The following is a 25,609-nucleotide window of genomic DNA, read 5'->3' as shown; positions in this document are numbered from 1 at the left end:
ATCCCATGCGTGAACGCTTTCTGGCCCATTTGAGTACCACCCTCGACCACATCCGTGCCGATGGCTTCTACAAGGCCGAGCGCGTCATCGCCAGCCCGCAGGCGGCCCGCATCCAGCTGGCCGACGGGGCGGACGTGCTGAACTTCTGCGCCAACAACTACCTGGGCCTGGCCGACGATGCGCGGCTGCTGCGGGCGGCGCAGGACGGGCTGGAGCGCTACGGCTTCGGCATGGCCTCGGTGCGCTTCATCTGCGGCACCCAGTCGGTCCACAAGGCGCTGGAGGCGGCGATTTCCGGCTTCCTGGGCACCGAGGACACCATCCTCTACGGCAGTTGCTTCGACGCCAACGGCGGCCTGTTCGAGACGCTGCTGACCGAGGAGGACGCCATCATCTCCGACGCGCTCAACCACGCCTCCATCATCGACGGCGTGCGCCTGAGCAAGGCCCGGCGCTTGCGCTACAACAACAACGACATGGCCGACCTGGAAGCGCAATTGCAGGCCGCCGATGCCGCAGGCGCACGCTTCAAGCTGATTGCCACGGACGGCGTTTTCTCGATGGACGGCATCATTGCCGACCTGCGCTCCATCTGCGATCTGGCCGACAAATACGGCGCCCTGGTGATGGTGGACGATTCACACGCCGTCGGCTTCGTCGGCGCCGATGGCCGGGGCACGCCGCAGTATTGCGGGGTGGAAGGGCGCGTGGACATCATCACCGGCACGCTGGGCAAGGCGCTGGGCGGCGCATCCGGCGGCTACACCTCGGGCCGCAAGGAAATTATCGAGCTGCTGCGCCAGCGCTCGCGTCCCTATCTGTTTTCCAACACCCTGGCGCCGTCGATTGCCGCCGCGTCGCTGCAAGTGCTGGAGCTGCTGGCCAGCGCCGAAGGCGCAGCGCTGCGCCAGCGCGTGCGCGACAACGGCGAGCATTTCCGCCGTGCGATGGGCGCCCTGGGCTTCACCCTGGCAGGCAAGGATCACCCCATCATCCCCGTCATGCTGGGCGACGCGCAGACCGCCTCGCGCATGGCCGACGCGCTGCTGGCCGACGGCATCTACGTCATCGGCTTCTCGTTCCCCGTCGTGCCCAAGGGGCAGGCACGCATCCGCACGCAGATGAGCGCGGCGCATACCCCGGAGCAGATCGACCGCGCCGTGGCCGCCTTTGCCAAGGCCGGCAAGGCCATCGGCGCCATCCGACATTGAACACGCCCCAAGGATCGCCCCATGAAAGCACTGGCCAAACTCCAGCCCGCCGTCGGCCTGACGCTGACCGAGGTTGAGAAACCGGACGTCGGCCCCAACGACGTTCTGATCAAAATCCGCAAAACCGCCATCTGCGGCACCGACATCCACATCTGGAAGTGGGACGACTGGGCGCAGAAAACCATCCCCGTGCCCATGCACGTCGGCCACGAATACGTGGGCGAGATCGTCGCCCTGGGCCAGGAAGTGCGCGGCTTCCAGGTGGGCGACCGGGTTTCCGGCGAGGGGCACATCACCTGCGGCTTCTGCCGCAACTGCCGTGCGGGCCGCCGCCACCTGTGCCGCAACACCGTCGGCGTGGGCGTGAACCGGCCCGGCGCGTTTGCGCAGTATCTGGTGATACCGGCCTTCAACGCCTTCAAGATTCCGCACGGCATTTCCGACGAGCTGGCCGCCATCTTCGACCCCTTCGGCAACGCCACGCACACGGCGCTGTCCTTCGATCTGGTGGGCGAGGACGTGCTGATCACCGGCGCCGGCCCCATCGGCATCATGGCCGTGGCCATTGCCCGCCACGTCGGGGCACGCAACGTCGTCATCACCGATGTGAACGACTACCGCCTGGAGCTGGCCCGCAAAATGGGCGCAACCCGGGCCGTCAACGTCAGCCGCGAAAGCCTGCGCGGCGTGATGGAAGATTTGCACATGAGCGAGGGCTTCGACGTGGGCCTGGAAATGTCCGGCGTGCCCACCGCCTTCACCGCCATGCTGGAACACATGAACCACGGCGGCAAGATCGCGCTGCTGGGCATTCCGCCCGCCAACACCGCCATCGACTGGAACCAGGTGATCTTCAAGGGGCTGGAAATCAAGGGCATCTATGGCCGCGAGATGTTCGAGACCTGGTACAAGATGGTCGCCATGCTGCAAAGCGGGCTGGACTTGAGCCCCATCGTCACGCACCGCTTTGCGGTGGAAGATTTCGAGGCCGGGTTCGACGCCATGCTCTCCGGCCAGAGCGGCAAGGTGATTCTGGACTGGGACAGCCTGCCGGATTGAGGCGGGCAGGCACGCTCTTATAAAAAGAGCTTCTTGCGCTGGTATTGATTGGATTTCAAGGATAAAACACTCTGAAATCCAGCAATACCAAGCGGAAGAAGCTCTTTTTTTAATGGAAAGTGATTCTCAGGGCTTGCCGATGCCCAGCAGCTCCACTTCGAAGTTCAGCGTCGCATTGGGCGGAATCACCCCGCCCGCACCCCGGCTGCCGTAGGCGATGGCGGGCGGGCAGGTCAGCCTGGCCTTGCCGCCGACTTTCATCTTCTGCACCGCTTCCGTCCAGCAGGGGATGACCATGTCCAGCCCGAACACGGCGGGCTGGCCCCGGGCGATCGAGCTGTCGAAATCCTTGTCGCTGCCCGGCAGCCAGCCCCGGTAATGCACCTGCACCATGTCGCTGGCCCTGGGGCTGGGGCCGCTGCCCTGGGTGATGGTTTCAAACACCAGACCGCTGGCGGTGGTTTCGGGGGCGGCCTGGGCGGCGCTGGCGGTCAGCAGCGCGGCGGCTGCGGCCAGATGCAAAAGTTTTTTCATGGGCTGAGAGCTTTCGTTGGAATCAATGCGCGTGGCGCGAGGGGAAAAAGTCATGCCCGCCCGGAATAGTCGCGGGCGCCGAAAATGCCGCTGCCCACGCGCACCAGGGTGCTGCCGGCGGCAATGGCGCTGTCCATGTCGGCGGTCATGCCCAGGCTGACGGTATCCAGGCCGTCCAGCCCCGGCAGGCGGCGCAGGGCGTCGAACACGGCCACCACCTGCCGATGCACGGCCAGCATGGCGGCGGCATCGGGCTGCGGGTCGGGGATGCTCATCACGCCGCGCAGCTGCAGGCGCGGCAGGCGGGCGATGGCCTGGGCCAGTTCGGCGGCTTCGGCAGGGGTGCAGCCGGCCTTGGTGGCGCCGCCGTCCACGTTCACCTGCAGGCACACCTGCAGCGGCGGCAGGTGCGCCGGGCGCTGGTCGGACAGGCGCTGGGCGATCTTCAGGCGGTCGATGGTGTGCGCCCAGTCGAAGTGTTCCGCCACCAGCCGGGTTTTGTTGCTCTGGATGGGGCCGATGCAGTGCCAGGTGAGCGGTGGGATCAGCGGCGCAATGTCGGTCATGGCCCGCAGGGCGGCGATTTTTTCCACGCCTTCCTGGAGGTAGTTTTCGCCGAAATCGCGCTGTCCGGCCAGGGCGGCTTCGCGCACGGCGGCGGCGGGGAAGGTCTTGGAGACGGCCAGCAGCCGCACTGCTGCGGGCGGGCGGCCTGCCTGCGCGGCAGCGGCGGCAATTTGCGCCTGGACGTGGTGAAGCTGGTCGGCAATCGTGGTCATAATCCCTGCGAGCGTACCAAACCTGATAAGGAGAAATCACGTGGACATCACGAGTTTGCTGGCCTTCGGCGTGAAAAACAAAGCTTCGGACTTGCACTTGTCCGCCGGGCTGCCACCCATGATCCGCGTGCATGGCGACGTGCGGCGCATCAACGTCGATCCGCTGGACCACAAGACGGTGCACAGCATGGTGTACGACATCATGACCGACGGCCAGCGCAAGGCCTACGAGGAAGACCTGGAGGTGGACTTCTCCTTCGAGATCGCCGGGCTGGCCCGCTTCCGGGTGAACGCCTTCAACCAGTACCGGGGCGCGGCGGCGGTGTTCCGTACCATTCCCAGCAAAATCCTGACGCTGGAGGATTTGAACGCGCCCAAGATTTTTGCCGACCTGGCCCTGAAACCGCGCGGCCTGGTGCTGGTCACCGGCCCGACGGGTTCCGGCAAATCGACCACCCTGGCGGCCATGATCGACTACCTCAACAGCAACGAGCAGGGGCACATCCTGACGGTGGAAGACCCGATCGAATTCGTCCACCAGTCGAAAAAATGCCTGGTGAACCAGCGTGAGGTGGGGCCGATGACCAAGACCTTCTCCGCCGCGCTGCGCTCGGCCCTGCGCGAAGACCCGGACTGCATCCTGGTGGGGGAAATGCGCGACCTGGAAACCATCCGTCTGGCGATGACGGCCGCCGAAACCGGCCACCTGGTGTTCGGCACGCTGCACACCTCCAGCGCCGCCAAAACCATCGACCGGATTATCGACGTCTTCCCGGCAGAAGAGAAGGAAATGGTGCGGGCCATGCTCTCCGAATCGCTGCAGGCGGTGATTTCGCAGACCCTGTGCAAGACCAAGGACGGCAATGGCCGCGTGGCCGCGCACGAGATCATGATCGGCACCAGCGCCATCCGCAACCTGATCCGCGAGGCCAAGGTGGCGCAGATGTATTCGGCCATCCAGACCGGCTCGAACTTCGGCATGCAGACGCTCGACCAGAACCTGACCGAGCTGGTGCGCCGCAACCTCGTCAGCGCCGCCGAGGCCCGCTCCAAGGCCAAGACGCCGGAAAACTTCCCCGGGTAAGGCCAACCGGCAAACGCGGTGCAAAAAATTTTTCTTTTGAAGGGACGCTTGGCATATGGAACGCGATCAGGCCAGTAAATTCATCAACGACCTGCTGCAGCTGATGGTCAACCGCAAGGGCAGCGACCTGTTCCTGACGGCGGAGTTTCCGCCCGCGATCAAGGTCGATGGCGCGGTGGCCCGGGTGTCGCAGCAGCCGCTGTCGGCCAACCACACCATGGCGCTGGCGCGTTCCATCATGAGCGACCGGCAGATGGCCGAGTTCGAGCGCACCAAGGAGTGCAACTTCGCCATCTCCCCCGCCGGGATCGGACGCTTCCGGGTGAACGCCTTCATCCAGCAGGGGCGCGTGGGCATGGTGCTGCGGACGATTCCGGCCGACATCCCCACCATCGACCAGCTCGGCCTGCCACAGGTGCTGAAAGACGTGGCCATGACCAAGCGCGGGCTGTGCATCTTCGTGGGCGCAACCGGCTCGGGCAAATCGACCTCGCTGGCGGCCATGGTCGATTGGCGCAACCAGAACTCGCACGGCCACATCATCACGGTGGAAGACCCGATCGAGTTCGTGCATCCGCACAAGAACTGCATCATCACCCAGCGCGAAGTGGGGCTGGACACCGACAGCTGGGAAGCGGCCCTGAAAAACACCCTGCGCCAGGCGCCCGACGTGATTCTGATGGGCGAAATCCGCGACCGCGAAACGATGGAGCACGCCATCGTCTTCTCCGAAACCGGCCACCTGTGCATGGCCACCCTGCACGCCAACAGCGCCAACCAGGCGCTGGACCGCATCCTGAACTTCTTCCCCGAAGAGCGGCGCGAGCAGCTGCTGCTGGACTTGTCGCTGAACCTGCGCGGCATGATCTCGCAGCGCCTGATGCCGCGCCTGGGCACCAAGGGCCGCATTGCCGCGCTGGAGGTGCTGCTCAACACCCCGCTGGTGTCCGACATGATCGCTAAGGGTGACGTGGTGGAGATCAAGGAAATCATGCAGAAAAGCCGCGAGCTGGGGATGCAGACCTTCGACCAGGCGCTGTTCGACCTGTTCGAGGCCAACGCCATCACCTATGAAGACGCGCTGCGCAATGCCGACTCGGTGAACAACCTGCGCCTGCAGATCAAGCTGCACAGCCAGCGGGCCAAGTCCGACCTGATGGCCGGCACCGAGCATTTCAAGGTGATGTAACCCTCTCCGCAGCCCTCGCCCCGATTCCCGTTTTTTCCCTCCATCTTCCATAAGGCTTCCCATGACTGCCCAGCAGCAAACCAACCCCCGCAGCTACGCCCCGACCACCGCCCGCAAGGTCGCCTTCATCGGCTTGGGCGTGATGGGCTGGCCCATGGCCGGGCATCTGGCCCTGGCCGGGCATACGGTGACGGTGTTCAACCGCACGGCGCAGAAGGCGCAGGACTGGGCCGCCGCCTTTGCCGCCACGGGCCGCGTGGCCCACGCCGCCACGCCGCGCCAAGCTGCCCAGGGGGCGGACATCGTCTTTACCTGCGTGGGCAACGACGACGACCTGCGCAGCGTGGTGCTGGGTGGCGATGGCGCCCTGGCCGGAATGCGGTCCGGCAGCGTGCTGGTCGATCACACCACCGCCTCGGCGGAAGTGGCCCGCCAGCTGGCGGCCAATGCCCAGGCGCAGGGGGCGGCGTTTATCGACGCGCCGGTCTCCGGCGGGCAGGCCGGGGCGCAGAACGGGCAGCTCACCGTGATGTGCGGGGGCGACCCCGCCGCGTTCGAGGCCGTAGCCCCGGCGATCGACAGCTTTGCCCGGGCCGTGACGCTGATGGGCCCCAGCGGCAGCGGGCAACTGACCAAGATGGTCAATCAGATCTGCATTGCCGGGCTGGTGCAGGGGCTGTCCGAGGCGATTGCCTTCGGCCAGAAAGCCGGGTTGGACATGCAGGCCGCGCTGCAGGTCATCGGCAAGGGCGCAGCGCAAAGCTGGCAACTGGACAACCGGGGCGGCACCATGGTGCGCGACGAGTTCAACTTCGGCTTTGCCGTCGATTGGATGCGCAAGGATCTGGGGCTGGTGCTGCAGGAAGCGCAGCGCAACGGCGCCCGCCTGCCGGTGACGGCCCTGGTCGATCAGTTCTACGCCGACGTGCAGGCCCAGGGCGGCGGGCGCTGGGATACCTCCAGCCTGATTACCCGCCTGCGCTAGTCGTTAGTTAGGTGCTAGACCGGCGGCGCGGCAGCGTCCGGGTCGCGCCCGGCGGCCGAGCCGCCCGGCACGGGCAGGGCTGTAGGCGGCGGGGCGCTGCTGGCCGGGCTGTGCATTTTTCCGGCCGGGACTTCGCTACCAACCCGCCAGCGGCGCAGCACGCGCTGGAAGACCAGGGCGTTGGGGATTTGCACCAGGGCACCGGCGTTGGCCTCGGTCACGTCCTGCAGGGTGGTGTAGAGCAGGTTGATGTCCACCACCTTGCCCAGGGCGCCGGGCTTTTCGGCGTTGTCCAGCAGCTCGATATGGTCGCCCACGGTGAACGGGCGGCCCGTAAAGATCAGGAAGGCGCAGAACAGGTTGGACAGCACGCTCCAGGCCGCGAAGAACGCCACCGCGCCCACCGTGGCAAAGCCGGTGAAGGCCGACCACAGCACCGTGGCCGAGACGCCCAGGCGCTCCAGCACCAGCAGCACCGCCCCGCTGACGATGAGCCAGCGGATGACGACGTTGATCGGCATCAGCAGCTCGTGCGGCAACTGGTAATGCGTGCTGGCGCGGCGCAGCACACGGCGTACCAGCCGGTGCAGCAGCCAGGCGCAAAAAACGATCAGCACGATCTGTAGCAGCGGAACCATCACGTCCAGCCACTCCTGGAGCCAGTCGGGCAGGTGGGTGTGCCAGCGTTGCAAGCGTTGTAGAGGTTTCATGGCAAAAAATAAAAAGGGCACTGCGCGAGTGCCCTGAAATGGTAAGTGAAGCGGCGCTGCGGCTAAAGCCTGTTCACATGCTTACGGCTGCTCGCGGCGCAGCGCGGGGAACAGGATTACGTCGCGGATGCTGGCGCTGTCGGTCAGCAGCATCATCAGCCGGTCGATGCCGATGCCGCAGCCGCCGGTGGGCGGCAGGCCGTATTCCAGCGCCCGCACGAAGTCGTGGTCGAAATACATGGCCTCGTCGTCGCCGCTGTCCTTGGCCTCGACCTGGGCGTTGAAGCGTTCCACCTGGTCTTCGGCATCATTCAGTTCCGAGAAGCCGTTGCCGAACTCGCGCCCGGTGATGTACAGCTCGAAGCGTTCGGTCACTTCCGGGCGCTCGTCGTTGGCGCGGGCCAGCGGGCTGATCTCGGTCGGGTGTTCCATGATGAAGGTGGGGTTCCAGAGCTTTTCCTCGACCACTTCCTCGAAGTACAGCACCTGTAGGCCCGCCAGGGTGCGGCTGGAGAGCTTGTCTTTTTCCTCGTTCATGCCCAGCTTGCGCAGGGCGTTGATGAGCCAGTCGCGGTTGGTGACGTTCTCGCCCGCGTCGGTGTATTTGACGATGGCCTGGGGAATCGTCAGCCGCTCGAACGGCGCAGCCAGATCGACGGGCTTGCCCGCATAGGTGCAGGCCAGCGTGCCGACGGCCTTCATGGCCGCGTCGCGGATGAGCTGCTCGGTGTAGTCCATCAGATCGCGGTAGTTCCACCACGCGGCGTAGAACTCCATCATCGTGAACTCGGGGTTGTGGCGCACCGACACCCCTTCGTTGCGGAAGTTGCGGTTGATCTCGAACACGCGCTCGAAACCGCCCACCACCAGGCGCTTCAGGTACAGCTCCGGCGCAATGCGCAGGTACATCTCCTGGTCGAGCGCGTTGTGATGCGTGACGAAAGGCTTGGCATTCGCCCCGCCGGGAATGGGGTGCAGCATGGGCGTTTCCACTTCCAGGAAACCATGCTCCACCATGAAGTCGCGGATGCCCGCCACCGCCTTGCTGCGGGCGATGAAGCGGGCGCGGGTGTCCTCGTTCATCATCAGATCGACGTAGCGCTGGCGCACCTTCTGCTCCAGGTCGGCCATGCCGTGGAACTTGTCGGGCATGGGCCGCAGGCTCTTGGTCAGCAGGCGAATCTTCGTGGCCTTGATGGACAGCTCGCCCGTCTTGGTCTTCATCAGCGTGCCCTCGGCGCCGACGATGTCGCCCAGGTCCCACTTCTTGAAGTCGGCGTACACCTCTTCCCCCACGGCATCGCGCGTGATGTAGAGCTGGATGCGGCCCGTGGCGTCCTGCACGGTGGCAAAGCTGGCCTTGCCCATCACGCGCTTGAGCATCATGCGCCCGCCCACGCTGACCGTAAGGGCCTGCGCCTCCAGCGCCTCGGCGTCCAGCTCGGCGTATTGCCCGGTCAGCGCAGCGGCGCGGTGCGCGGGCTTGAAGTCGTTGGGGAAGGCGGCCACACCCTGGGCCTTGGCCTGCGCACGCAGGGCCTTGAGCTTTTCACGCCGCTCGGCAATGAGTTTGTTTTCGTCTTGGGGCGCGGCCTGTTCGGCCACCTGAAGGGGGGTGTTGTCGGACATGGGGGCAAAGCAAGCCCGTAAGGGCTGAAGGCTGAGGGAGGGAGTAAGTGAAACTGAAACGGACGGCAGGCCCGGCCTGAAAAAACCGGCCAAAGCCAGCGATTCTAATTTTTTTGCGCCCGGTGCTGGCAAGCATGGCTTAATCTTGGCACTCTTGCGGATCAAATGCTATGTTAAAAGTAGCTTTTTCCGCTTGTAAACATTGATTTTTAGATATGAATGATGCTGTAATCGTTTAGATTCAATCGCAAACAGCTATCGTTTCACAAAATCTGCCATGCTTTATCAAATCCTGGAATTTTTACTGGAAGTGGCCAGCGGCTTGGTCGCCGGAGCCTGCCTGCTGCGCCTGTATATGCAATTGTTGCGCGTGCCGTTCGGCAATCCGGTCGGGCAACTGGTGTTCGCCCTGTCCGACTGGCTCATCCTGCCGCTGCGCCGCGTCCTGCGGCCCAAGGGCAAGATCGACGCCTCCTGCCTGCTCGGCGCCGTGCTGGTCGAGCTGGCGCACTACCTCGTCCTGTGGCTGCTCGGCGGCGCGGCGGGCAGCGTCACGCTGGTGCCGCTGCTGGCCGCCTTCGGCCTGCTGCGCATGGTGCTGACGGGCTTCATCGGCATCCTGCTGATCCACGCCATCCTGTCCTGGGTGCAGCCCCACGCCCCGGTGGCCGCCATCCTGGCGCGGCTGTCCGAACCCGTGCTGCGCCCCCTGCGCCGCATCATCCCCCTGGTCGGCAGCGTAGACCTGTCGCCCCTGGTGGCGCTGATCGTCCTGCAAGTGCTGATGATGGTGCTGGCCAACGTGCAGTTCAACCTGCTGGCGCTGTGGGTGCGGTAGGGGCATAAAAAAGTCTTGTCGCATCACAGGCGTCACCACCTGTCGCACCCTCTGCTTAAGCTGGCGCCAGCGCTGGCATTGCAGCGCATAGCACAGGGAAGACAAGATGCGCCAACCATTTGCCACGCTGCTGACTTGCCAGCACTACGAACTGCTGGCCTGGGCTTGCCAGGCCGAATCGCAGGCCCGGCACATCGCCGAAGCGGCCTGGAGTATCCAGCAACACAGGCAGACAAGCGCCTGGTGGGCCCCGACGGACGCAGCCGCCCCGCATACGCGGATGCGATCCTGCCTGGCCCTGGCGTTTGAAGCGGCATACGACCAAACCGTCACACAACGCATCAGCCGCATGGCCCATACCGTGCAGGCGGCCTGCGCCGGCACTTGGCACTGGAACCCCGGCTACGTATGCTTGCCGTGGCACCAACTGCCGGCAGGGCTGCGGTGCAGCATCGATATCCTGGACAGCGCCCAGTCCCCTGCGCAATGGCAGGCCGTCCGTACAGACGCGGTGCATACCCTCTTGCCATCGCGTTGGAACACTTGCAATGCAGCATCCTGGATTACCAGCAGGCGCTGGCGGAATTGCGGGCGGCACCAGCCCCGTGCCCGGCAGGCCGCGCGTCTGGCGCCTATTCCTGCACCACTGGGTAAAACGGCCTGCCCTCGAACCGGGCCGGGTTGTCCATCATCACCCCCAGCATCACCGGCAGCACCCGCGCCAGCAGCGCCCGCCCGTCGCGCAACTGGGCGCGGTTGACCGAGCTGTTCCATGTCGCCCCGCCGTGCATGAGCTGGTTGCGCAGCGTGTACAGGCGCACAAAAACCTCGTACAGCACCCGCTCCGTATCCTGCCGTTTTAATGCCCGTTGAACCCGATTCTTCGCGTCCTCGAACGCCTCGCGCCAGTGATCGGAAATGCTGCCGTCGCTGCGCGGGTTGTTCAGCGCGTCCCAGAACGGCTGGAACACGTACTGGTTGTCCAGCAGCACACGGATGGGGCCGGGGAAGACTTGCCAGATGAGGGCGGAAAGGGTTTGGGCTTTGTCCAGCGCACATAACTCGCCCATGAAATTGCGAAACGCCTGCCGCTCCGAAGTCATCGTGCCTGCCCCCTGGCCCATGTCCTGCGCGTAGGCGGCGTTGAAGCCAATCCACAGGCAGATAAAGGCCACATCGTCGTCATCGCCCGCCGCCTCGGCCCGTTGCAGCCAACTCAAGGCGCGGTGCATCCGCAGGGTAAAGGGTGTGCGCTGCTGGGCGATTTGGGTTTGGTGGCGTTGGGCCAGGGTGGTCAAGGAGGAATTGCTGGGGTTTTCAGTCATTTTCAGGGTGAGGCATGTCAGGGAATAGCTTTCAATTGAGCAGCAGCCTGCTGCTGGGTCACTGCTCCAGAGGCGATGCCAGCTTGGTATTAGCAGCAACGGCCGCTTTGGGCGGCACTTGCTAAAAGCGTGTTTTGAGCTGGCACAGCCATTTGCGGTAGTCGCCGGTTGGGGCTTGACTGGATAAAGGAATGATCCCTCTGCGGAGCAGGCCGCAGAGGAGATTTTTTTACGACAGATTCACAAACCATTGATGGCGGCAAGACGGGCATGTGACCTGAAAGCTGCCTTGGGTAGGAATGCGAAGCTTTTGGGCGCAATTTTCGCATTCGATGATGGGATTTATAACTGCATCCATCGCTTCATCATCTGCATTCATGGCTGTCTCAATATCACTGAATAACTTATCTTTTTCTGCTTGATATTGTTTGCGAAGCAACGCAACATGCAGCACTGCGGGCAGAGTGACTCGAAATGCAGGACTGGCAATATCAAAGGCTGTCCATACGCCTGTCAGTGTCCAACCGATAGGGCCGCTAAGAACCCCCAAAGTGCGGGCGAGTGCTGCGTTTCCTGCGAATGCCAAGCCACGGCCCAATAAAGCTTTACTGATAGCATTGACCACCATCAGCGTAATCTGGTATGACTTAAATCCTCCCGCAGCAAAAATTACTTGGGCCGCAGCAGTTAGTCCTTCTGGAGTCATCATTTTGGCTGCGTTGATGCCCGTTATTTTGGAAAATTCTGCACGGGCAGCTTCGGTCATATTGGCGGTTGCATCACCAAGAAGCTTTATGAGAAGTTGATCTTCAAGGGATGCGATGGATTGATCTTCCTTATAATTGACTTTTAATTTTTTGCATACATCTATGAGTATTTCTCGGTATAGAACACCTTCTCCACGACGGAAAACAGTTATGATGGTATTGGCGCCAAAGCATTGAATTTCTGCAGCAATGTCTTTCCAATATTTTGAATGGTCAGGATAGTATTTTTTATAAATATCTTTATTCGTTAGTTCTTCGGTAAACCGCGTACTGCCATCTTTGTCTTTGATGATGACATCCACAAGGTTGTTAAGGTCAGCGCTTTTCATTTCGCCTAGAAAGGCGAGGTCTTTGTCGGAACGGTATGCCATTTAAAATCTTTCTGAAATGGATGTTCTTGCGAGGAGTTATTTTTTGAAGATATTCTTCAATATGCCGAAGCTCACATCAAATAAAAATTTCTTTACTTGAGGTTCTCGGAAAAAATCAGAAATGGCATCTGCTGATTTCTTTAGAGTATCTGCGGCAATCTCTTTGAGGGATTCAAAAAAAGATTTTTCAATCTTTTCTTTATAATTGCCTTTGTTGTCGTTGGATTGAAAATTTTCTTGGTTTTCATTCAGATCATTTACAACGGCTGCTCTTTTCTTTTTTGGAAGCTTCTCTATAATGAAACTGAGAAGTTTCATAAGATTGTATGGGGCTTGCAGTTGTTCTTCATTATGACGTTCTCCTGCTACGTAGTAAATTACATCAGGATTGAATCCAGTGTCTTGTTGTATGCGCTTTTTGACAGTATTAACTTGCTCATTTAGTTGTTTGAGTAATTCTTCCGATGGTTGATTATCAACTTGGTTCCAGAATTTATGGTGCATCACTTTATCAGCCTTATTGATGCCGATAAGTAGGCGATCTTTTTCATCTACATGTAGATTTGGTGCAACCACATCTTTGATAAGCTTGTAAGTAGAGCTAAAATCGCGACTGGCACCATCAATTACCAAAAATATCAGATCAATTAGAGGATTGTTTTTTTTGTCTTTGCGTTGAAGTAACTCAACGATTTTTTTCTGATGCTGTTGATCTTTTTCCTCACTGTCACCAAGACCTGGAGAGTCCCAGATCACGATGTTATTGAGAGGATAACGTTTGATGTCCATTGTTTCTGGCTCGGCACCTTTCCCTACCTTAGCTTGAGGTTCGCTGTGGCCGTTAGTAGAGAAAAGAGCATTAATGGTAGAACTTTTTCCAGCTCCTGTGCTGCCAATCAATAAAACATTGATCTCTGTATTGTTAATTTTCTCCAGTAATTTTTCTAGTTCTTGCTTGCTCAGGCCGCTGTTGCGCAATGCTTCGTCAATATTCATAGTAATTCCCATAAAGAGTGGAGTGGAGTGGAGGGGGTAAGGGTTATTTAATCAATTGTTCTTTAAGCCTGGAAAATTCTTCGTCTGTCAAAGAACCGTCCTTGTGCAATTGACTAAGTTTTTCAAGATGTTCCAGGATATGGTTCATGGATTTTTTTTCATCAGCCATGGCTACATCAGCGCCATCTTTCGTTGGAAAATTCCCAGGAGCAGGGGAGTGAGACGAGGTCGGTTCTGATTTGTGTGGCATAAAGGATTTTATTTTTTTGCTTTTGGCTTGTACTTTTTCACGGGCGCCACCTACGACAGAAGCAATTCCCCAGATAAAGCAAAAGAATAGAAAAATAAAAATGACCAGCGCCACAATGCCTCCGCCTTTCATGCTTTTCTCCTTGGAATCCTGCTGTTAATCCAGCGCCGTGGAACGAGTGCCACGCGGTGTTTCCCATTGCACCAATACCTCCCGCAACCCCCGCACCAATTCCTCCTGCCACGCCACCGGCTGAACAATCCGCACATGCGGCAGCCAGTAGCGCACCACGGGCAACAGTTGGTGGATGTGGTTGATATGGGTGGTGACGAGCAGCGAGCCGTCGCTGTCTTGGCGGTGCTGTTGCTGGGGCAGCAAGGGGCGGCGGGCGAAGTAGTGGGCCACTTCCGGGGCGACGCGCAGCAGCACTTCGGTGGTTTTATCGGTAAACCACACGTCGTCTTTGGCGGCGATGTAGTCCAGGTGGCTGCGTTGGGGGGTGAAGCGGGCGGCGGTGTCCACCTCCAGTTGTTCAATCAGCGCGACGCTGAAGTTTTTCAGGCGGGCGGCTTCTTCGGCGGCCAGGTACCACACGCCGTTTTTGTGGATCAGGCGGTAGGGCTGGGCGTGGCGGGCCTTGCCTTTGTAGGTGAAGCGGCAGGGGTGGTGCTGTTCGATGGCCGTTTGCAGCGCGGTGAAGGTGTGGGTGCTGCCGTCCAGGTCTTCATGCGGTACGGGCTGGACGTGGGTGGCGCGGCGCTGCTCGGGGGTGTCCAGTTGTTCCAGCAGGTAGGGCAGGCTGCTGTTCGGAAACAGATGCTCGGTGCCGGCCATGCGGGCGTAGTTGTGCAGGTGTTTGGCGGGGATGGTGCTGCGGGCTTTCAGAGCCAGTTGCCATTGGCCTTGGGCATTGCGTTCGGCGATGCCTTGCAGGCGTTGGTGCAGGTCGCGCTCGATGGTGCGGATGTTGGCGCCAAATTCAGCGACCAGTTGGTGCTTGTCGATGGTTTCGCCCTGGTGCAGCCGGGCGATGATGCTGGACAGGCGTTGGGTGAATTTTCCTCCTTTGGTGTCGGAGGCGGTGCGTGGTGTGGCGGGCATGGGCAGCAAAACGTGGGTGGCAAGGTGTGGTGCGATAGCGCGAATGTAGGCTGTGGGTGCGGCATGGCGTGTCGCTGCTGGTAATGAATCCTTATGTCATGAGTGTGATTTTTTGTATCACACATTCTGCCGTATTTATACCGCAATAAACGACACAAGCTGCCGCACGCTTGCGTGATGAGCGATGTGGTCGATCAGGCATTGGGGCAGGCGCTGCGCAAGCTGCGCACGGAGCGGGGCTGGAGTCAGTCCGACTTGGCCCTGCGCGTGCAGATGGATCGCAATTACCTGTCGCTGATCGAGCTGGGTCGCAGCAGCCCCAGCGTGCGGATGCTGCTGCGCCTGTGCGCGGCGCTGGATGTGCGGGCTGCCGATGTGCTGGACGATGTGGAGCGGCGCGTGCTGGCGCAGCAGTCCGGGTTGGCGGGGTGATGGTGTTTTAGGAAGCCAGGGCCAGCAGCAGCCCCAATATGCCCAGTACCAGCCCGGCGATGGACATGCCCCGGCCTGTGGTGTGGTGAAAGGTGCCGACGGCCCCCAGGGCGATGGCGATGCCGGCAAACATCAGGGTGCCGATGTAGACGTCCAGGTCGTCATCGGCTTCTGTCAGTCCAATGGCGGCCAGCAGCGCCAGAATGCCGATGATTAGCCCGGTGATGGGCAGCCAGAGTGCGTTGGTTGATGCCGTAGCAGCGGGCAGGTTTTGCGGTGCGCCGCAGTGCGGGCAGGTGGGGGCGGTTTCGTGCAGCGTGGTGCCGCAGCCTCGGCAAAAACTCATGGTGGGGCTTTCTGGATGTGGGGGCGGATTACCGGACTTCGCCGTTGTAGAAAATGCTGGCGTCGCCTTCTTTTTTGACCATCAGCTTGTTGCCTTCGGAAAAGGTTTCCACGTTTTCCGAGCAGCCGTCGATTTTGTGCTTGTCAGAGATGCTGTCTGCGGCTGTGTCCACTTGGAAGGCGTAGGTGGTGGCAGGGCAGATTTTTCCGTTCTCTCCGGTAGAGATGATGAAAATGTAGTTTTTGCCAAATTGGTAAATTTTTTCAAATCCCAGGTAGCCGATCATGTCAGTATCTTCAAATAAATAATCCAGCAGATTGGTATTTTTGTAGATGATATTTTTCGGATAGCTTGATATTTGAAATAGTTGCCCCGTTTCATTTTCTGAAAGGAAAAGAGGCTCGTATTTTTGTATGGAGGCGGTGTGCGGCTGGGATGCTTCCAATATGGGCACAGACCGGGGTGCTGCCGGGGGGCTGGGTGTGCTTGGGGTTTGGGCCAGCATGTCCAGCACTTCATCGGGGACGGAATTTTGGGCACGGTTTTCGTAGATCGCCACGCCGACACCAATCGCACCGCCGATGACGATCAACGCGCCGATGATGATGAAGGCCCAGCGGTTCCATTGCTTTTGCACGCGCTGGAAGTGTTCGACGCTGTCCCACTCCTTGTTCTGCCAGGCCCATTCGCGCCCTTTGATGCCCAGGACGATAGCCATGATGAGGCCGACGTAGGGGATGAGGGCGAGCAGGCCGATCCAGGTTTTGTTGCCGATGGCCCAGACCCAACTGAGCAGGAATGCGCCCCACGACCAGCCCCGGATGCCGTCGGGTACGGCTTTCTTTCCTGGCGCGGCAGGGGGCACGACGGCAGTTTGCGCTGCGCCGCAGTGCGGGCAATGTCGGTCGGCGGCGGCAATCTGTTGGCCGCATTGTGTGCAGAAGAGTGTGGACATGGTGGGCCTCCGTAATATCAGGCGTTGAAAATAATGGCGGCGATCAGGCTGCCAATCCAGAGGTAGAAATACAGGGGGCCGTCTTGCAGGTGTTTGCTTCTTTTGAAGATATACACGGGTACCAGCCATGCGGCACCGATGGGTTGGGTGTCGATACCGTGTTTTTTCAGGTGTTTTTCATCCTGTGTGCATAGCCCAATGTTCAGGATGACCGTGACCCAAAAGAAATAGCCATTGTGAAAAGCAGTGTCGGCTTGGATACTGCTGCTGTAGAAAATATGGGCGATGATGTATTCAAACAGCACACCAATAATCGGGGCAAAAGCTAATACCCAGATAAACCTGTTCAAAGGGCCAAAATAGCGGTTGCCCGTTGTGTCCAATGGCTGGGTCGGGTCGGCAACGTGCGGGGTGTTGTGTGCTTGCTTTTCGCCGGGATGGGCAAAGGGCGTTTTTTCCGCCAGGGGCGGCAAGGGCTGTTGTGCCAGCCGGTGTACCAGGCAGGATGGGTCGTGTTCCGGGGTAGGTTTGCCGCATTGGGAGCAAAAGGAGGACATGGGCTTCTTTCCATTCAAGGGTTGGATGGCGGGCGCAGCGGTGAAAGCCGGAGGCCGTGCAATCCAATGTAAGAAGCCGGTGCGGCACCTTGTGTCGGTTCGTCCAGGGTGCGTAAAAAAAGCGCCTCCAGATCGTGCTCTGGCAGGCGCCGGGGGCAGGAAAACCTGCGGAGCAGGTGTGGCAGGGGGCGTCAGCTCTGCCGGGCCATGGCTTCGCCCAGGCGCACGGGGCGGGCGGCTTGCCAGTCGGGATTGAATTGCAGTCCACCCTGCGGCATGAGCAGCACGACGGTGGAGCCGAGCAGGAAGCGCCCCATTTCCTCGCCGCGTTGCAGGTGGATGTGCTGGTCGGTGTAGTGCCATTCGCGCAGCGTGCCGGGGCGGGGCGGATTGACCAGTCCGTGCCAGACGGTGGCCATGCTGCCGACGATGGTGGCGCCGACCAGCACCAGCACGAAGGGGCCGAACTCGCCCTCGAAGACGCAGACCACACGCTCGTTGCGGGCGAACAGGCCGGGTACGCCCCGGGCGGTGGTGGGATTGACCGAGAACAGGTCGCCCGGCACGTGGATCATGCGCAGCAGCCGTCCGGCGCAGGGCATGTGGATGCGGTGGTAGTCACGCGGGCTTAAATAGATGGTGGCGAAGTGGCCGTGGGCGAATTGCGCGGCCAGTTGCGCGTCGCCGCCGACCAGGGCCTGGGTGCTGTAGTGGTGGCCCTTGGCCTGAAAAATCTGGTCGCCTGCGTTGCCGGTCAGGGCGCCCAGCTGGCTGATGGCACCATCGACGGGGCAGACCCAGTCGGCATCGGCCAGGGGGCGCACGCCGGGGCGCAGGGGCCGGGTGAAGAATTGGTTGAAGGTTTTGTAGGCGGCGGGGTTGCTGTCCAGCGCCTCGTGCATGTTCACCTTGTAGCGCTGGATGAACCAGCGGATGACCGCCGTGGTGGTGCGGCCGCCTTCCAGGCCGGCCAGGGTGCCCATAAGGCGGGTCAGGGCTTGCTTGGGCAGCAGGTATTGGGGCAGTACGGCAAGGCGGTCGGACATGGAGATTTTGATAAAAAACGCCCGCAAAGCAATGCCTGGCGGGCGTTGGTAGCTATTGAAAATTTTTTTAAATGATGGCGTCGGCAGGTAGGCGCTGGAGCATGGCCAGGCTGCTGGCGATGCGTTCGCGCAGGTCGCGGCGATCGACGATCATGTCCACGGCGCCTTTGTCCTGCAGGAATTCGGCGCGTTGGAAGCCTTCGGGCAGTTTCACGCGCACGGTGGTTTCGATCACGCGCGGGCCGGCAAAGCCGATGAGGGCGTTGGGTTCGGCCATGACGATGTCGCCGACGAAGGCGAACCCGGCAGAGACGCCGCCCATGGTGGGGTCGGTCAGCACGCTGATGTAGGGCAGCCCTTTTTGCGCCAGGCGGGTCAGGGCGGCGTTGGTCTTGGCCATCTGCATGAGCGAGAGCAGGCCTTCCTGCATCCGTGCGCCGCCGGTGGCGGTGAAGCAGATGAAGGGCACTTTCTGCTCGATGGCGGCTTCCACGCCCCGGCAGAAGCGCTCGCCGACGACGGAGCCCATGCTGCCGCCCATGAAGTCGAACTCGAAGCACGCGGCGACCAGTTCGATGCCTTTGACGGTGCCGCCCATGACGACCAGGGCATCGGTCTCGCCGGTGTTTTCCAGGGCTTCTTTCAGGCGCTCGGGGTATTTGCGGCTGTCCTTGAATTTCAGCGCATCGACGGGGATGACTTCCTGGCCGATTTCATAGCGGCCCTCGCCGTCCATGAAGTGGTTCAGGCGGTCGCGGGCGTTGATGCGGTGGTGGTGGCTGCAGGTGGGGCAGACGTTCTGGTTTTTCTGCAAATCGGTTTTGTACAGCACCGATTCGCAGCAGGGGCATTTCACCCACAGGCCCTCGGGGATCTGCTGGTGGCGCTCTTTGGGTTCGGTTGCTTGGGCCTTGGTCGGCAGCAGCTTTTCAAGCCAGGACATGGCTCCTCCTTCAATCTAGCGACAGCGGCCAGCCGGTATTGCTGGCCAAGGGCGGCATTATGCGTCCATTGCCTTGCGGATGCCGCGCAGGAAGTCCACCGCCAGGGGGGTGACTTTCTCGTGCGGCTGGTCTTCCAGCAGCTGGATGATACGGCTGCCGATGATGACGGCATCGGCCACCTGGGCCACGGTGTGCGCGGTCTGGCCGTCGCGGATGCCGAAGCCCACGCCCACGGGGATATGGACATGCTGCTTGATGCGGGCCAGCATCCGGGTGACGTCGTCGGTGTCCAGCGCTGCCGAGCCGGTCACGCCCTTGAGCGAGACGTAGTAGACGTAACCGGAGGCCACCTGGGCGATTTCCTGGATGCGTTCGTCGCTGCTGGTGGGGGCCAGCAGGAAGATCATGTCCATGCCGTGGGCCTTGAGCTGGGCGGCAAAGTCGGCGCACTCTTCGGGCGGGTAGTCCACCACCAGCATTCCGTCCAGCCCGGCAGCGGCGGCATCGCGCACGAAGGCACCGGCGCCGTGCTGCTGGTCGTAGCGCTCCACCGGGTTGGCGTAGCCCATCAGCACCACGGGGGTGTGCTGGTTCTTCTGGCGAAATTCGCGCACGTAGCCCAGTACCTTGGCCAGGTTCACGCCGTTGGTAATGGCGCGTTCCCCGGCTTTCTGGATGACGGGGCCGTCGGCCATCGGGTCGGAAAAGGGCACGCCCAGTTCGATGATGTCCACGCCTGCTTCCACCATGCCGTGCATCAGGCCGGGGGTGATGGCGGGAAAGGGGTAGCCGGCGGTGATGAAGGGGATCAGCGCCTGGCGGTCTTCGCTGCGCAGTCTGTCGAATGTTGCGGTGATGCGGCTCATGTTTTGTCGCTCCCTTTGACCTTCAGCCCTCGCATGGAGGGGCGATCGTAAAAATCTTCGCCGGACAGGTCGGCCACGGTGCCGATGTCCTTGTCGCCCCGGCCCGAGAGATTGACCAGGATGGATTGCTGCGGACGCATTTCCCGGGCCAGCTTCATGGCATAGGCCACGGCATGGCTCGATTCCAGCGCGGGGATGATGCCTTCGGTGCGGCACAGGCGGTGGAAGGCGGCCAGCGCTTCGTTGTCGGTGATGCCCACGTATTGGGCGCGGCCCAGTTCCTGCAGCCAGGCGTGTTCCGGGCCGACGCCGGGGTAGTCCAGCCCGGCGCTGATGCTGTGCGTTTCGGTGATCTGGCCGTCTGCATCCTGCAGGATGAAGGTGCGGTTGCCGTGCAGCACGCCGCTGGAGCCTTTTTGCAGCGATGCGGCGTGCTTGTCGGTATCCAGCCCCTCGCCTGCTGCCTCCACGCCGATCAGGCGCGTGTTCTCGAAGGGGATGTAGGGGTGGAAGATGCCCATGGCGTTGCTGCCCCCGCCCACGCAGGCGACCACCGCATCGGGCTGGCTGCCTGCCAGCTGCAGGCTGGCCAGCAGCTCGGGCATTTGCACGAGGCATTCTTCGCCGATCACGCGCTGGAAGTCACGCACCATCGCCGGGTAGGGCGCCGGGCCGGCCACGGTGCCGATGATGTAGAAGGTGTTGTCCACGTTCGCCACCCAGTCGCGCATGGCTTCGTTCAGCGCATCTTTCAGGGTCTTGCTGCCCGATTCGACCGGTACCACGGTGGCGCCCAGCAGCTTCATGCGGAACACGTTGGGGCTTTGGCGCTTTACGTCCTCTGCACCCATGTAGACGATGCACTCCAGGCCGTAGCGGGCGCAGATGGTGGCCGTGGCCACGCCGTGCTGGCCGGCGCCGGTTTCGGCAATGATGCGCGGCTTGCCCATGCGCCGGGCCAGCATGGCCTGGCCGATGACGTTGTTGATCTTGTGGGCGCCGGTGTGGTTGAGGTCTTCGCGCTTCAGGAAGATTTGCGCCCCGCCGATTTCCTGGCTCAGACGCTGGGCGTGGTACACGGGCGAGGGACGTCCCACGAAGTGCGCCAGCTCGCGCTGAAATTCGGCCTGGAAGTCGGCATCGTTCTGGTAGTGCGCCCAGGCGTCGCGCAGCTCTTTCAGGGCGAAGGTCAGTGTCTCGCTGGCAAAGCTGCCGCCGTAGGGGCCGAAGTGGCCGGTAGCGTCGGGGTAGTGGTATTCAAACATGGATCAATGGCTCAAAAAGGGGTGGCATCGGCTGCACGCACGGCAGCGACGAATTGCTGGATTTTTTCGGCATCCTTGATGCCTTTCAAAGCGCTGCCATCGGGCGCGGAGGCTTCCACGCCGGAGCTGACATCAACGGCCAGCGAGCGGCAGCGCGGGCGCAGCAGGCGCACACCATCGGTCACGTTTGCAGGTGTGAGTCCACCAGACAAAACGAGGTGAGCATCGACGTTTGGAGGAAGCAGTGACCAATTGAAGGTTTGGCCTGCGCCACCGTAGCCGTCCACATGGGCGTCCAGCAGGATGGCCTGGGCCTGAGAGTATTGATCGGCGTATTTTAATAGGTCAAAGCTGTGCCCGGCTTCGCCCAGTGGAATACGTGCGGCCCGCAGGAAGGGCAGCCGCCCGGCATCGCTAGCCTGCCAGCATTGCTGCGGTGTTTCATCGCCATGAAATTGCACGGTTGCGCCCGCCACCAAAGCGCAGGCAGCTATCACTTCTGTAGGCGTTGGATTGACGAACAGCAGCACCGGCGTGACGAACGGCGGCAGCCGCCGGGCCAGTTCGGCGGCCCGCTGGGCGGTCACGGCACGCGGGCTTTTGGCGTAAAGCACAAAGCCGATGGCGTCCGCCCCGGCGGCGACGGCGGCATCCACGTCCTGCTCGCGCGTCAGGCCGCAAATTTTGATACGGGTGCGGGCAAGTGAGGGGGTCATGTCAGGGCAGCCAGGCAAAGGCCGGGGTGCTGCCGGGCAGCCCCCAGCAGGGGTCGTATACGGGGCCGAGGAAGTACAGGCCGTCGGGGCTGAACGTGGGCGCTGCGGCATCGCGCGAACGGGCGTCCAGCACCTGCTGCATCCAGTCCACGGGCTGGCTGCCCTGGCCGATGTAGATCAGGCAGCCCATGATGTTGCGAATCATGTGGTGCAGGAAAGCGTTGCCCTCGAACTCGAAGCGCCAGTAGCCGCAGGGCATCTCCTGGTTCTCGCGCATCGGGGCATTGCCCGCCGGGGTAAAGGAAATATCGATGCGGTGCAGCGTTTTGACGGGCGTCTTGGCCTGGCAGGCCGAGGCGCGGAACGAAGAAAAATCGTGTTCGCCCAGCAGCAGTTGCGCTGCCTGGCGCATCGCCTCCGGTTGCAGGGGCATGAACACCCAGCCGACGCGCCCGGCCTCGACGCTGGGGCGCACGGGCGATTGCAGCAGCACGTAGGCATAGCGGCGGGCCATGGCGCTGGCGCGGCAGTGGAAACCTTCCGGCCCGCCCGGCACTTCCCGCGCCCAATGCACGGCAATGTCCGGCGGCAGAAAGGTGTTGGTGCCGCGCACCCAGGAGTTGGGTGCCCGTTGCAGGTCGGTATCGAAATGCACGACCTGCATCAGACCATGCACCCCGGCATCGGTGCGGCCTGCGCACAGGGTATGGATGCTCTGCGTAGCAAAGCGGCCTAGGGCCGCTTCGAGTTGGTCTTGAACGGTGTTGCCGCCGGGCTGGCTTTGCCAGCCCTGGTAGCGGCTGCCGCTGTAGCTCACCCCCAGGGCTATGCGCATGGCCGCTCCTGGACGCGATGGCGGGACGGAGTGCAGAAAATGGCCATCAGTCCAGTTCGCTCAACATTTTCTGGGCCCGTACTTTCAAGGTGCCGTCGGCTTCGGCCAGGACTTCCTCGATCAGTGCGCGGGCGCCTTCGGCATCGCCAATCGTGGCAAATTCCTGGGCCAGGTCCAGTTTCGTGGTGAGGGGATTGTTGGCGGCGCTGTCGGTGGGCAGGTCGTTGAACTGGATGGAATCCAGGCCCAGGTCGGGCGTTGCTGCCGGGGTGGCGGCGGAATCCCCCAGGTCGAGCTGGCTCAGGCCGAAGTCGTCCGGGGCAGCAGGCTGGTCGGCATCGCTGAAATCCAGGGTGCTTAAACCGAAGTCATCCGCCGTCGCTGCCGGTGCGGGCGTTTCAGGCAGGGCAAAGTTGCTGTCCAGGGAGAAGTCCAGCGTTTCCCCGCTGGGGGCAGCAGCTTCCGGCGCGGGTGTTGCAGCGGCGGTCGGCAGGTCCAGGTCCAGGGCGTTGAAGTCGAATGCCGGCACGGCATCCTGGGTGCTGGAGGGGCCTTCGGCGAACTGGGTATCTTGAATTTGCGAGGGCAGGTCCTGGTTCGAGGGCGGTGCGGCAACGTCAAGCTGGCTGTCCAGTGCGGCAATGAACTGGTCGGTTGCGTCGTCGCCGGGGGCAGCGGGTGCTGGCGCTGGTGCTGTGGATTCAGCCACGGCCTGGGCAAAACCGGAGGTGGCCGCAGGGGCTGTTGCCGGGACGGGCTGGTCGTCGGTGTACAGCGCGTTGTACGGATCCATGCTGAAGCCCAGGGCGCGTACCCGTTCCCAATCGGCGCCTGTGCCATGGGTCAGGTTATGCACCGTGCGGGCCGTGATTTCCAGCTGGGTCAGGTCTTGCTGCTTGGCGTAGATTTCAGCCAGCTTGACGTGCAAGGGCACCCGGTCGGGAGCGGTGCGCAGGGCTTCGCGCAGGATTTTCAGCGCTTCGTCTTCCTTGCCGTAGGCCAGATAGACATCGGCTTCGGCAATGGGGTCTACGTCGCCGCTGGCGTCCAGCTGGCTGGGGGAGTAGGCCATGGTGCTGGGGGCACCTTCGCTCTTGGTGTCCACTTGCTGGCCGCCGCTGCTGTCAAACAGCGAGTCTGGTGGCAATTGGCCTACGTCCAGGCTGGTGTCGGCAAAATTGGTGGGGCTGGGTTGCTGCTGCTTGCGTTTGCGCCATACCAGCAGGCCGAGCAAGGCCACGATACCGGCTGCACCGGCGGGCACCAGCGGATTGGCAAGCAGGTCGTCGACGAGCGATGGTTCCGGGGGCGGTGGCGGGGGCGCAACGGGTTGTTTCCGCGCGGGTTTCTTGGCTTCCTCGGACTGGGGAGCGGCGGCGGGTTCCGGTGCCGGTTGCTCGACGGCGACATCGGCTGCGGGGGTAGGCAGGTCGGCGGGCACGGCGAGCGTGGCGGCAGGTTCTTCGGGGGCTGCGTTGGGCGCGGCCGTGGTTTCAGGCGAAGCGGCTACGCTGCCGGCAACCACGGGGGCTTCCGGGGCAGCGTCGTTGCTGATTTTTTCCAGTTCGGCAAGGTTGCGCTGCAACTCTTGCGCCCGGGCGTTCTGGGCGGCAGCCTGTTTCTCTTGTGCCAGCTGCTCTTCTGCCTTGGCGGCGACAGCGCCTTTCGACAGCGTCAGCTTGTCGGCCGGGGTGCTTGCAGTGCCGCTGTCCTGCACCTGGGCTTGTACCTTGCCCGAGGCGCTGCGTTCGGCAGCGGCGACCTGTGCCTTGGCCGTGCGTTCGGCCAGCTTGCGCCGGTAGGCGTTGAAGTCTCTGCTCTGGGCAGCGACGATCTGCCGGGCTTCCCTGGCCGAAGTGCTGTGCGCTTGCTCGGCATCGGGCATGTTCAGGACGGCTCCGGCCTTGATGCGGTTGATGTTGCCGCCGATGAAGGCCGAGGGATTGCTGTGCAGCATGGCGACCAGCATCTGGTCGAGGGAGACGCCCGAGATGGCATGGGCTGCGGCAATGCGCCCGGCGGTATCCCCGGGGCGGACGGTGACGTTGCCGGCGGCCGGTGCGGTCGCAGCGGGGGCTGCCGTGGCCGGTACGGTGGCCTGTACCCGGGGCTGGGAACGGTAGCTGCGGCCTGTTTGCGCCGGGGGGCTGGCCTGGGCGGCCACGGTGGGCGCCGGGGCGGCTGTCACGGGGGGTGGATCCAGCAGCAGGGTGTAGCTGCGCGTAAGGTTGCCCGCGTTCCAGTTGGCCTGCAGGATGAGATCGATGAACGGATCGTTGACCGGCGTGGTGGTCGAGAGTTTGATTTTCGATACGCCCTGGGCACGATGCACCAGTTCGATACGCACGCTACGGGCAATGGCACCGAACTCCATGCCGTGGGCCTGGAAAATGTCCGGCGTGGCCATGGCGGTTTGCAGGGAGGCGGCTTCGGCCGCGCTCAGTTCCGGGATATCTATTTCGGCACGCAGAGGCTCGCCCAGATGCGACTGTACATGGATGGCGCCCAGTGAAAGTGCTGCGGCATTGGGGGCGTAGAACGCTGCGCATAGACAGGCAGCGGAGGCAAGGGCAGAGAATTTCCAACGGCGCATAGTTGTGTTCATATCCCGGTCATCAACCGCTTCTGGGCGGCAAGTTTTTTCTAGCAGCAGCGCGAGAGGTGCTGCCCTGTGCGATGTCATTGGAGCGACAGGCCAAGTAAAACGCAATTATGGCGACGCCCCATCTGTTTACCGAAGAATAAGCACAGGCAGGATGGCTTAGTCTGGGGAAAAGCGGTGATTGTGGCGACTAAAACACAGTTTGTTTTTTTCTGAA

Annotated in this window: 26 protein-coding genes; 7 read left to right on the top strand and 19 right to left on the bottom strand. The window is 62.0% G+C overall.

The genetic code is table 11. From position 1 onward, the window contains the following. The first annotated feature begins 5 nt into the window (after positions 1 to 5). Positions 6 to 1,211: a glycine C-acetyltransferase gene (locus ACFO3A_RS02390; protein ID WP_377723631.1), complete on the top strand. Its 1,206-nt coding sequence runs from the start codon at positions 6 to 8 to the stop codon at positions 1,209 to 1,211. A 21-nt stretch (positions 1,212 to 1,232) separates the two neighbouring features. Continuing rightward, a complete protein-coding gene (gene tdh, locus ACFO3A_RS02385; protein ID WP_377723630.1) occupies positions 1,233 to 2,270 on the top strand; it encodes an L-threonine 3-dehydrogenase in 1,038 nt (345 codons plus the stop codon). A 126-nt stretch (positions 2,271 to 2,396) separates the two neighbouring features. On the opposite strand, the gene ACFO3A_RS02380 is transcribed toward tdh, so the two are convergent. Continuing rightward, on the bottom strand, positions 2,397 to 2,804 hold the full coding sequence (locus ACFO3A_RS02380) for an FKBP-type peptidyl-prolyl cis-trans isomerase (protein WP_377723628.1): 408 nt from the start codon (positions 2,802 to 2,804) through the stop codon (positions 2,397 to 2,399). 50 nt (positions 2,805 to 2,854) lie between these two features. Further along, positions 2,855 to 3,583: a YggS family pyridoxal phosphate-dependent enzyme gene (locus tag ACFO3A_RS02375; protein WP_377723626.1), complete on the bottom strand. Its 729-nt coding sequence runs from the start codon at positions 3,581 to 3,583 to the stop codon at positions 2,855 to 2,857. Positions 3,584 to 3,623: 40 nt separating this feature from the next. On the opposite strand from ACFO3A_RS02375, the gene ACFO3A_RS02370 reads away from it, so the two are divergent. The 3 genes from ACFO3A_RS02370 (at position 3,624) to ACFO3A_RS02360 (ending at position 6,841) form a co-directional block, all read left to right on the top strand. Next, a complete protein-coding gene (locus ACFO3A_RS02370) occupies positions 3,624 to 4,667 on the top strand; it encodes a type IV pilus twitching motility protein PilT (protein WP_377723624.1) in 1,044 nt (347 codons plus the stop codon). A 55-nt stretch (positions 4,668 to 4,722) separates the two neighbouring features. Continuing rightward, entirely contained in the window at positions 4,723 to 5,856 is a 1,134-nt protein-coding gene (locus ACFO3A_RS02365; RefSeq protein WP_377723622.1) for a PilT/PilU family type 4a pilus ATPase, read from the top strand. A 61-nt stretch (positions 5,857 to 5,917) separates the two neighbouring features. Further along, on the top strand, positions 5,918 to 6,841 hold the full coding sequence (locus ACFO3A_RS02360; protein ID WP_377723619.1) for an NAD(P)-dependent oxidoreductase: 924 nt from the start codon (positions 5,918 to 5,920) through the stop codon (positions 6,839 to 6,841). A gap of 14 nt (positions 6,842 to 6,855) precedes the next feature. Here ACFO3A_RS02360 and ACFO3A_RS02355 read toward each other — a convergent pair whose 3' ends face one another. Both ACFO3A_RS02355 and lysS read right to left on the bottom strand, forming a co-directional pair. Continuing rightward, positions 6,856 to 7,551 (bottom strand): mechanosensitive ion channel family protein, encoded by a 696-nt coding sequence (locus ACFO3A_RS02355; protein ID WP_377723617.1) that lies wholly within the window; start codon positions 7,549 to 7,551, stop codon positions 6,856 to 6,858. Between the two features lie 81 nt (positions 7,552 to 7,632). Then, complete coding sequence (gene lysS, locus ACFO3A_RS02350) at positions 7,633 to 9,180, bottom strand: lysine--tRNA ligase (protein WP_377723615.1); 1,548 nt, start codon at positions 9,178 to 9,180, stop codon at positions 7,633 to 7,635. Between the two features lie 277 nt (positions 9,181 to 9,457). On the opposite strand from lysS, the gene ACFO3A_RS02345 reads away from it, so the two are divergent. Continuing rightward, positions 9,458 to 10,018: a YggT family protein gene (locus ACFO3A_RS02345; RefSeq protein WP_377723613.1), complete on the top strand. Its 561-nt coding sequence runs from the start codon at positions 9,458 to 9,460 to the stop codon at positions 10,016 to 10,018. A gap of 632 nt (positions 10,019 to 10,650) precedes the next feature. Here ACFO3A_RS02345 and ACFO3A_RS02340 read toward each other — a convergent pair. The 5 genes from ACFO3A_RS02340 to ACFO3A_RS02320 all read right to left on the bottom strand — a co-directional run bounded on the left by ACFO3A_RS02340 (position 10,651) and on the right by ACFO3A_RS02320 (position 14,828). Beyond that, positions 10,651 to 11,343, bottom strand: coding sequence for a hypothetical protein (locus ACFO3A_RS02340; protein WP_377723611.1), 693 nt, complete (start codon positions 11,341 to 11,343; stop codon positions 10,651 to 10,653). 229 nt (positions 11,344 to 11,572) lie between these two features. Further along, complete coding sequence (locus ACFO3A_RS02335) at positions 11,573 to 12,481, bottom strand: DUF3944 domain-containing protein (RefSeq protein ID WP_377723609.1); 909 nt, start codon at positions 12,479 to 12,481, stop codon at positions 11,573 to 11,575. A 36-nt stretch (positions 12,482 to 12,517) separates the two neighbouring features. After that, complete coding sequence (locus tag ACFO3A_RS02330; protein WP_377723607.1) at positions 12,518 to 13,477, bottom strand: GTPase family protein; 960 nt, start codon at positions 13,475 to 13,477, stop codon at positions 12,518 to 12,520. 43 nt (positions 13,478 to 13,520) lie between these two features. Next, positions 13,521 to 13,859 (bottom strand): SHOCT domain-containing protein, encoded by a 339-nt coding sequence (locus ACFO3A_RS02325; protein ID WP_377723605.1) that lies wholly within the window; start codon positions 13,857 to 13,859, stop codon positions 13,521 to 13,523. Positions 13,860 to 13,883: 24 nt separating this feature from the next. Next, the gene (locus ACFO3A_RS02320) at positions 13,884 to 14,828 is read right to left on the bottom strand and encodes a helix-turn-helix transcriptional regulator (RefSeq protein ID WP_377723603.1); all 945 of its coding nucleotides are present in this window, start codon (positions 14,826 to 14,828) and stop codon (positions 13,884 to 13,886) included. 177 nt (positions 14,829 to 15,005) lie between these two features. Between ACFO3A_RS02320 and ACFO3A_RS02315 the strand changes: the two genes are divergently transcribed. After that, entirely contained in the window at positions 15,006 to 15,260 is a 255-nt protein-coding gene (locus ACFO3A_RS02315; protein ID WP_377723601.1) for a helix-turn-helix domain-containing protein, read from the top strand. A gap of 7 nt (positions 15,261 to 15,267) precedes the next feature. Here ACFO3A_RS02315 and ACFO3A_RS02310 read toward each other — a convergent pair whose 3' ends face one another. From ACFO3A_RS02310 to ACFO3A_RS02265, 10 genes are all read right to left on the bottom strand, one after another. After that, positions 15,268 to 15,606, bottom strand: a complete 339-nt coding sequence (locus ACFO3A_RS02310; RefSeq protein WP_377723599.1) for a hypothetical protein — start codon at positions 15,604 to 15,606, stop codon at positions 15,268 to 15,270. 28 nt (positions 15,607 to 15,634) lie between these two features. Continuing rightward, positions 15,635 to 16,561 carry a zinc ribbon domain-containing protein gene (locus ACFO3A_RS02305; protein ID WP_377723597.1) on the bottom strand — a complete coding sequence of 309 codons (927 nt, stop codon included), beginning with the start codon at positions 16,559 to 16,561 and terminating at the stop codon, positions 15,635 to 15,637. A gap of 17 nt (positions 16,562 to 16,578) precedes the next feature. After that, positions 16,579 to 17,118 (bottom strand): hypothetical protein, encoded by a 540-nt coding sequence (locus tag ACFO3A_RS02300; protein ID WP_377723595.1) that lies wholly within the window; start codon positions 17,116 to 17,118, stop codon positions 16,579 to 16,581. 191 nt (positions 17,119 to 17,309) lie between these two features. Further along, positions 17,310 to 18,164: an archaetidylserine decarboxylase gene (gene asd / locus ACFO3A_RS02295; RefSeq protein WP_377723593.1), complete on the bottom strand. Its 855-nt coding sequence runs from the start codon at positions 18,162 to 18,164 to the stop codon at positions 17,310 to 17,312. A 67-nt stretch (positions 18,165 to 18,231) separates the two neighbouring features. After that, positions 18,232 to 19,107, bottom strand: coding sequence for an acetyl-CoA carboxylase, carboxyltransferase subunit beta (gene accD / locus ACFO3A_RS02290; protein WP_377723591.1), 876 nt, complete (start codon positions 19,105 to 19,107; stop codon positions 18,232 to 18,234). Positions 19,108 to 19,164: 57 nt separating this feature from the next. Further along, positions 19,165 to 19,974, bottom strand: a complete 810-nt coding sequence (gene trpA / locus ACFO3A_RS02285; protein ID WP_377723590.1) for a tryptophan synthase subunit alpha — start codon at positions 19,972 to 19,974, stop codon at positions 19,165 to 19,167. Then, positions 19,971 to 21,239, bottom strand: coding sequence for a tryptophan synthase subunit beta (gene trpB / locus ACFO3A_RS02280; RefSeq protein ID WP_377723588.1), 1,269 nt, complete (start codon positions 21,237 to 21,239; stop codon positions 19,971 to 19,973). The genes trpA and trpB overlap by 4 nt, the downstream gene beginning before the upstream one ends. 11 nt (positions 21,240 to 21,250) lie before the next feature. Next, positions 21,251 to 21,955, bottom strand: a complete 705-nt coding sequence (locus ACFO3A_RS02275) for a phosphoribosylanthranilate isomerase (protein ID WP_377723586.1) — start codon at positions 21,953 to 21,955, stop codon at positions 21,251 to 21,253. Between the two features lies 1 nt (position 21,956). Then, a complete protein-coding gene (gene truA / locus ACFO3A_RS02270; protein ID WP_377723584.1) occupies positions 21,957 to 22,790 on the bottom strand; it encodes a tRNA pseudouridine(38-40) synthase TruA in 834 nt (277 codons plus the stop codon). 46 nt (positions 22,791 to 22,836) lie between these two features. Next, on the bottom strand, positions 22,837 to 25,383 hold the full coding sequence (locus ACFO3A_RS02265) for a motility hub landmark protein FimV (RefSeq protein WP_377723582.1): 2,547 nt from the start codon (positions 25,381 to 25,383) through the stop codon (positions 22,837 to 22,839). Between the last annotated feature and the right edge of the window lie 226 nt (positions 25,384 to 25,609).

Source organism: Comamonas nitrativorans (assembly GCF_042654765.1).
Classification (GTDB): domain Bacteria; phylum Pseudomonadota; class Gammaproteobacteria; order Burkholderiales; family Burkholderiaceae_C; genus Comamonas; species Comamonas nitrativorans.
Note: the sequence above shows the minus strand (reverse complement) of the source record. Positions and strands in the feature narration are given on the sequence as shown.

Excerpts from the sequence above, each read along its gene's own strand:
- ACFO3A_RS02390 (WP_377723631.1), top strand. The coding sequence starts at position 6 with ATGCGTGAACGCTTTCTGGCCCATTTGAGTACCACCCTCGACCACATC.
- tdh (WP_377723630.1), top strand. The coding sequence starts at position 1,233 with ATGAAAGCACTGGCCAAACTCCAGCCCGCCGTCGGCCTGACGCTGACC.
- ACFO3A_RS02380 (WP_377723628.1), bottom strand. The coding sequence starts at position 2,804 with ATGAAAAAACTTTTGCATCTGGCCGCAGCCGCCGCGCTGCTGACCGCC.
- ACFO3A_RS02375 (WP_377723626.1), bottom strand. The coding sequence starts at position 3,583 with ATGACCACGATTGCCGACCAGCTTCACCACGTCCAGGCGCAAATTGCC.
- ACFO3A_RS02365 (WP_377723622.1), top strand. The coding sequence starts at position 4,723 with ATGGAACGCGATCAGGCCAGTAAATTCATCAACGACCTGCTGCAGCTG.
- ACFO3A_RS02360 (WP_377723619.1), top strand. The coding sequence starts at position 5,918 with ATGACTGCCCAGCAGCAAACCAACCCCCGCAGCTACGCCCCGACCACC.
- ACFO3A_RS02355 (WP_377723617.1), bottom strand. The coding sequence starts at position 7,551 with ATGAAACCTCTACAACGCTTGCAACGCTGGCACACCCACCTGCCCGAC.
- lysS (WP_377723615.1), bottom strand. The coding sequence starts at position 9,180 with ATGTCCGACAACACCCCCCTTCAGGTGGCCGAACAGGCCGCGCCCCAA.
- ACFO3A_RS02345 (WP_377723613.1), top strand. The coding sequence starts at position 9,458 with ATGCTTTATCAAATCCTGGAATTTTTACTGGAAGTGGCCAGCGGCTTG.
- ACFO3A_RS02340 (WP_377723611.1), bottom strand. The coding sequence starts at position 11,343 with ATGACTGAAAACCCCAGCAATTCCTCCTTGACCACCCTGGCCCAACGC.
- ACFO3A_RS02335 (WP_377723609.1), bottom strand. The coding sequence starts at position 12,481 with ATGGCATACCGTTCCGACAAAGACCTCGCCTTTCTAGGCGAAATGAAA.
- ACFO3A_RS02330 (WP_377723607.1), bottom strand. The coding sequence starts at position 13,477 with ATGAATATTGACGAAGCATTGCGCAACAGCGGCCTGAGCAAGCAAGAA.
- ACFO3A_RS02325 (WP_377723605.1), bottom strand. The coding sequence starts at position 13,859 with ATGAAAGGCGGAGGCATTGTGGCGCTGGTCATTTTTATTTTTCTATTC.
- ACFO3A_RS02320 (WP_377723603.1), bottom strand. The coding sequence starts at position 14,828 with ATGCCCGCCACACCACGCACCGCCTCCGACACCAAAGGAGGAAAATTC.
- ACFO3A_RS02315 (WP_377723601.1), top strand. The coding sequence starts at position 15,006 with ATGAGCGATGTGGTCGATCAGGCATTGGGGCAGGCGCTGCGCAAGCTG.
- ACFO3A_RS02310 (WP_377723599.1), bottom strand. The coding sequence starts at position 15,606 with ATGAGTTTTTGCCGAGGCTGCGGCACCACGCTGCACGAAACCGCCCCC.
- ACFO3A_RS02305 (WP_377723597.1), bottom strand. The coding sequence starts at position 16,561 with ATGTCCACACTCTTCTGCACACAATGCGGCCAACAGATTGCCGCCGCC.
- ACFO3A_RS02300 (WP_377723595.1), bottom strand. The coding sequence starts at position 17,118 with ATGTCCTCCTTTTGCTCCCAATGCGGCAAACCTACCCCGGAACACGAC.
- asd (WP_377723593.1), bottom strand. The coding sequence starts at position 18,164 with ATGTCCGACCGCCTTGCCGTACTGCCCCAATACCTGCTGCCCAAGCAA.
- accD (WP_377723591.1), bottom strand. The coding sequence starts at position 19,107 with ATGTCCTGGCTTGAAAAGCTGCTGCCGACCAAGGCCCAAGCAACCGAA.
- trpA (WP_377723590.1), bottom strand. The coding sequence starts at position 19,974 with ATGAGCCGCATCACCGCAACATTCGACAGACTGCGCAGCGAAGACCGC.
- trpB (WP_377723588.1), bottom strand. The coding sequence starts at position 21,239 with ATGTTTGAATACCACTACCCCGACGCTACCGGCCACTTCGGCCCCTAC.
- ACFO3A_RS02275 (WP_377723586.1), bottom strand. The coding sequence starts at position 21,955 with ATGACCCCCTCACTTGCCCGCACCCGTATCAAAATTTGCGGCCTGACG.
- truA (WP_377723584.1), bottom strand. The coding sequence starts at position 22,790 with ATGCGCATAGCCCTGGGGGTGAGCTACAGCGGCAGCCGCTACCAGGGC.
- ACFO3A_RS02265 (WP_377723582.1), bottom strand. The coding sequence starts at position 25,383 with ATGCGCCGTTGGAAATTCTCTGCCCTTGCCTCCGCTGCCTGTCTATGC.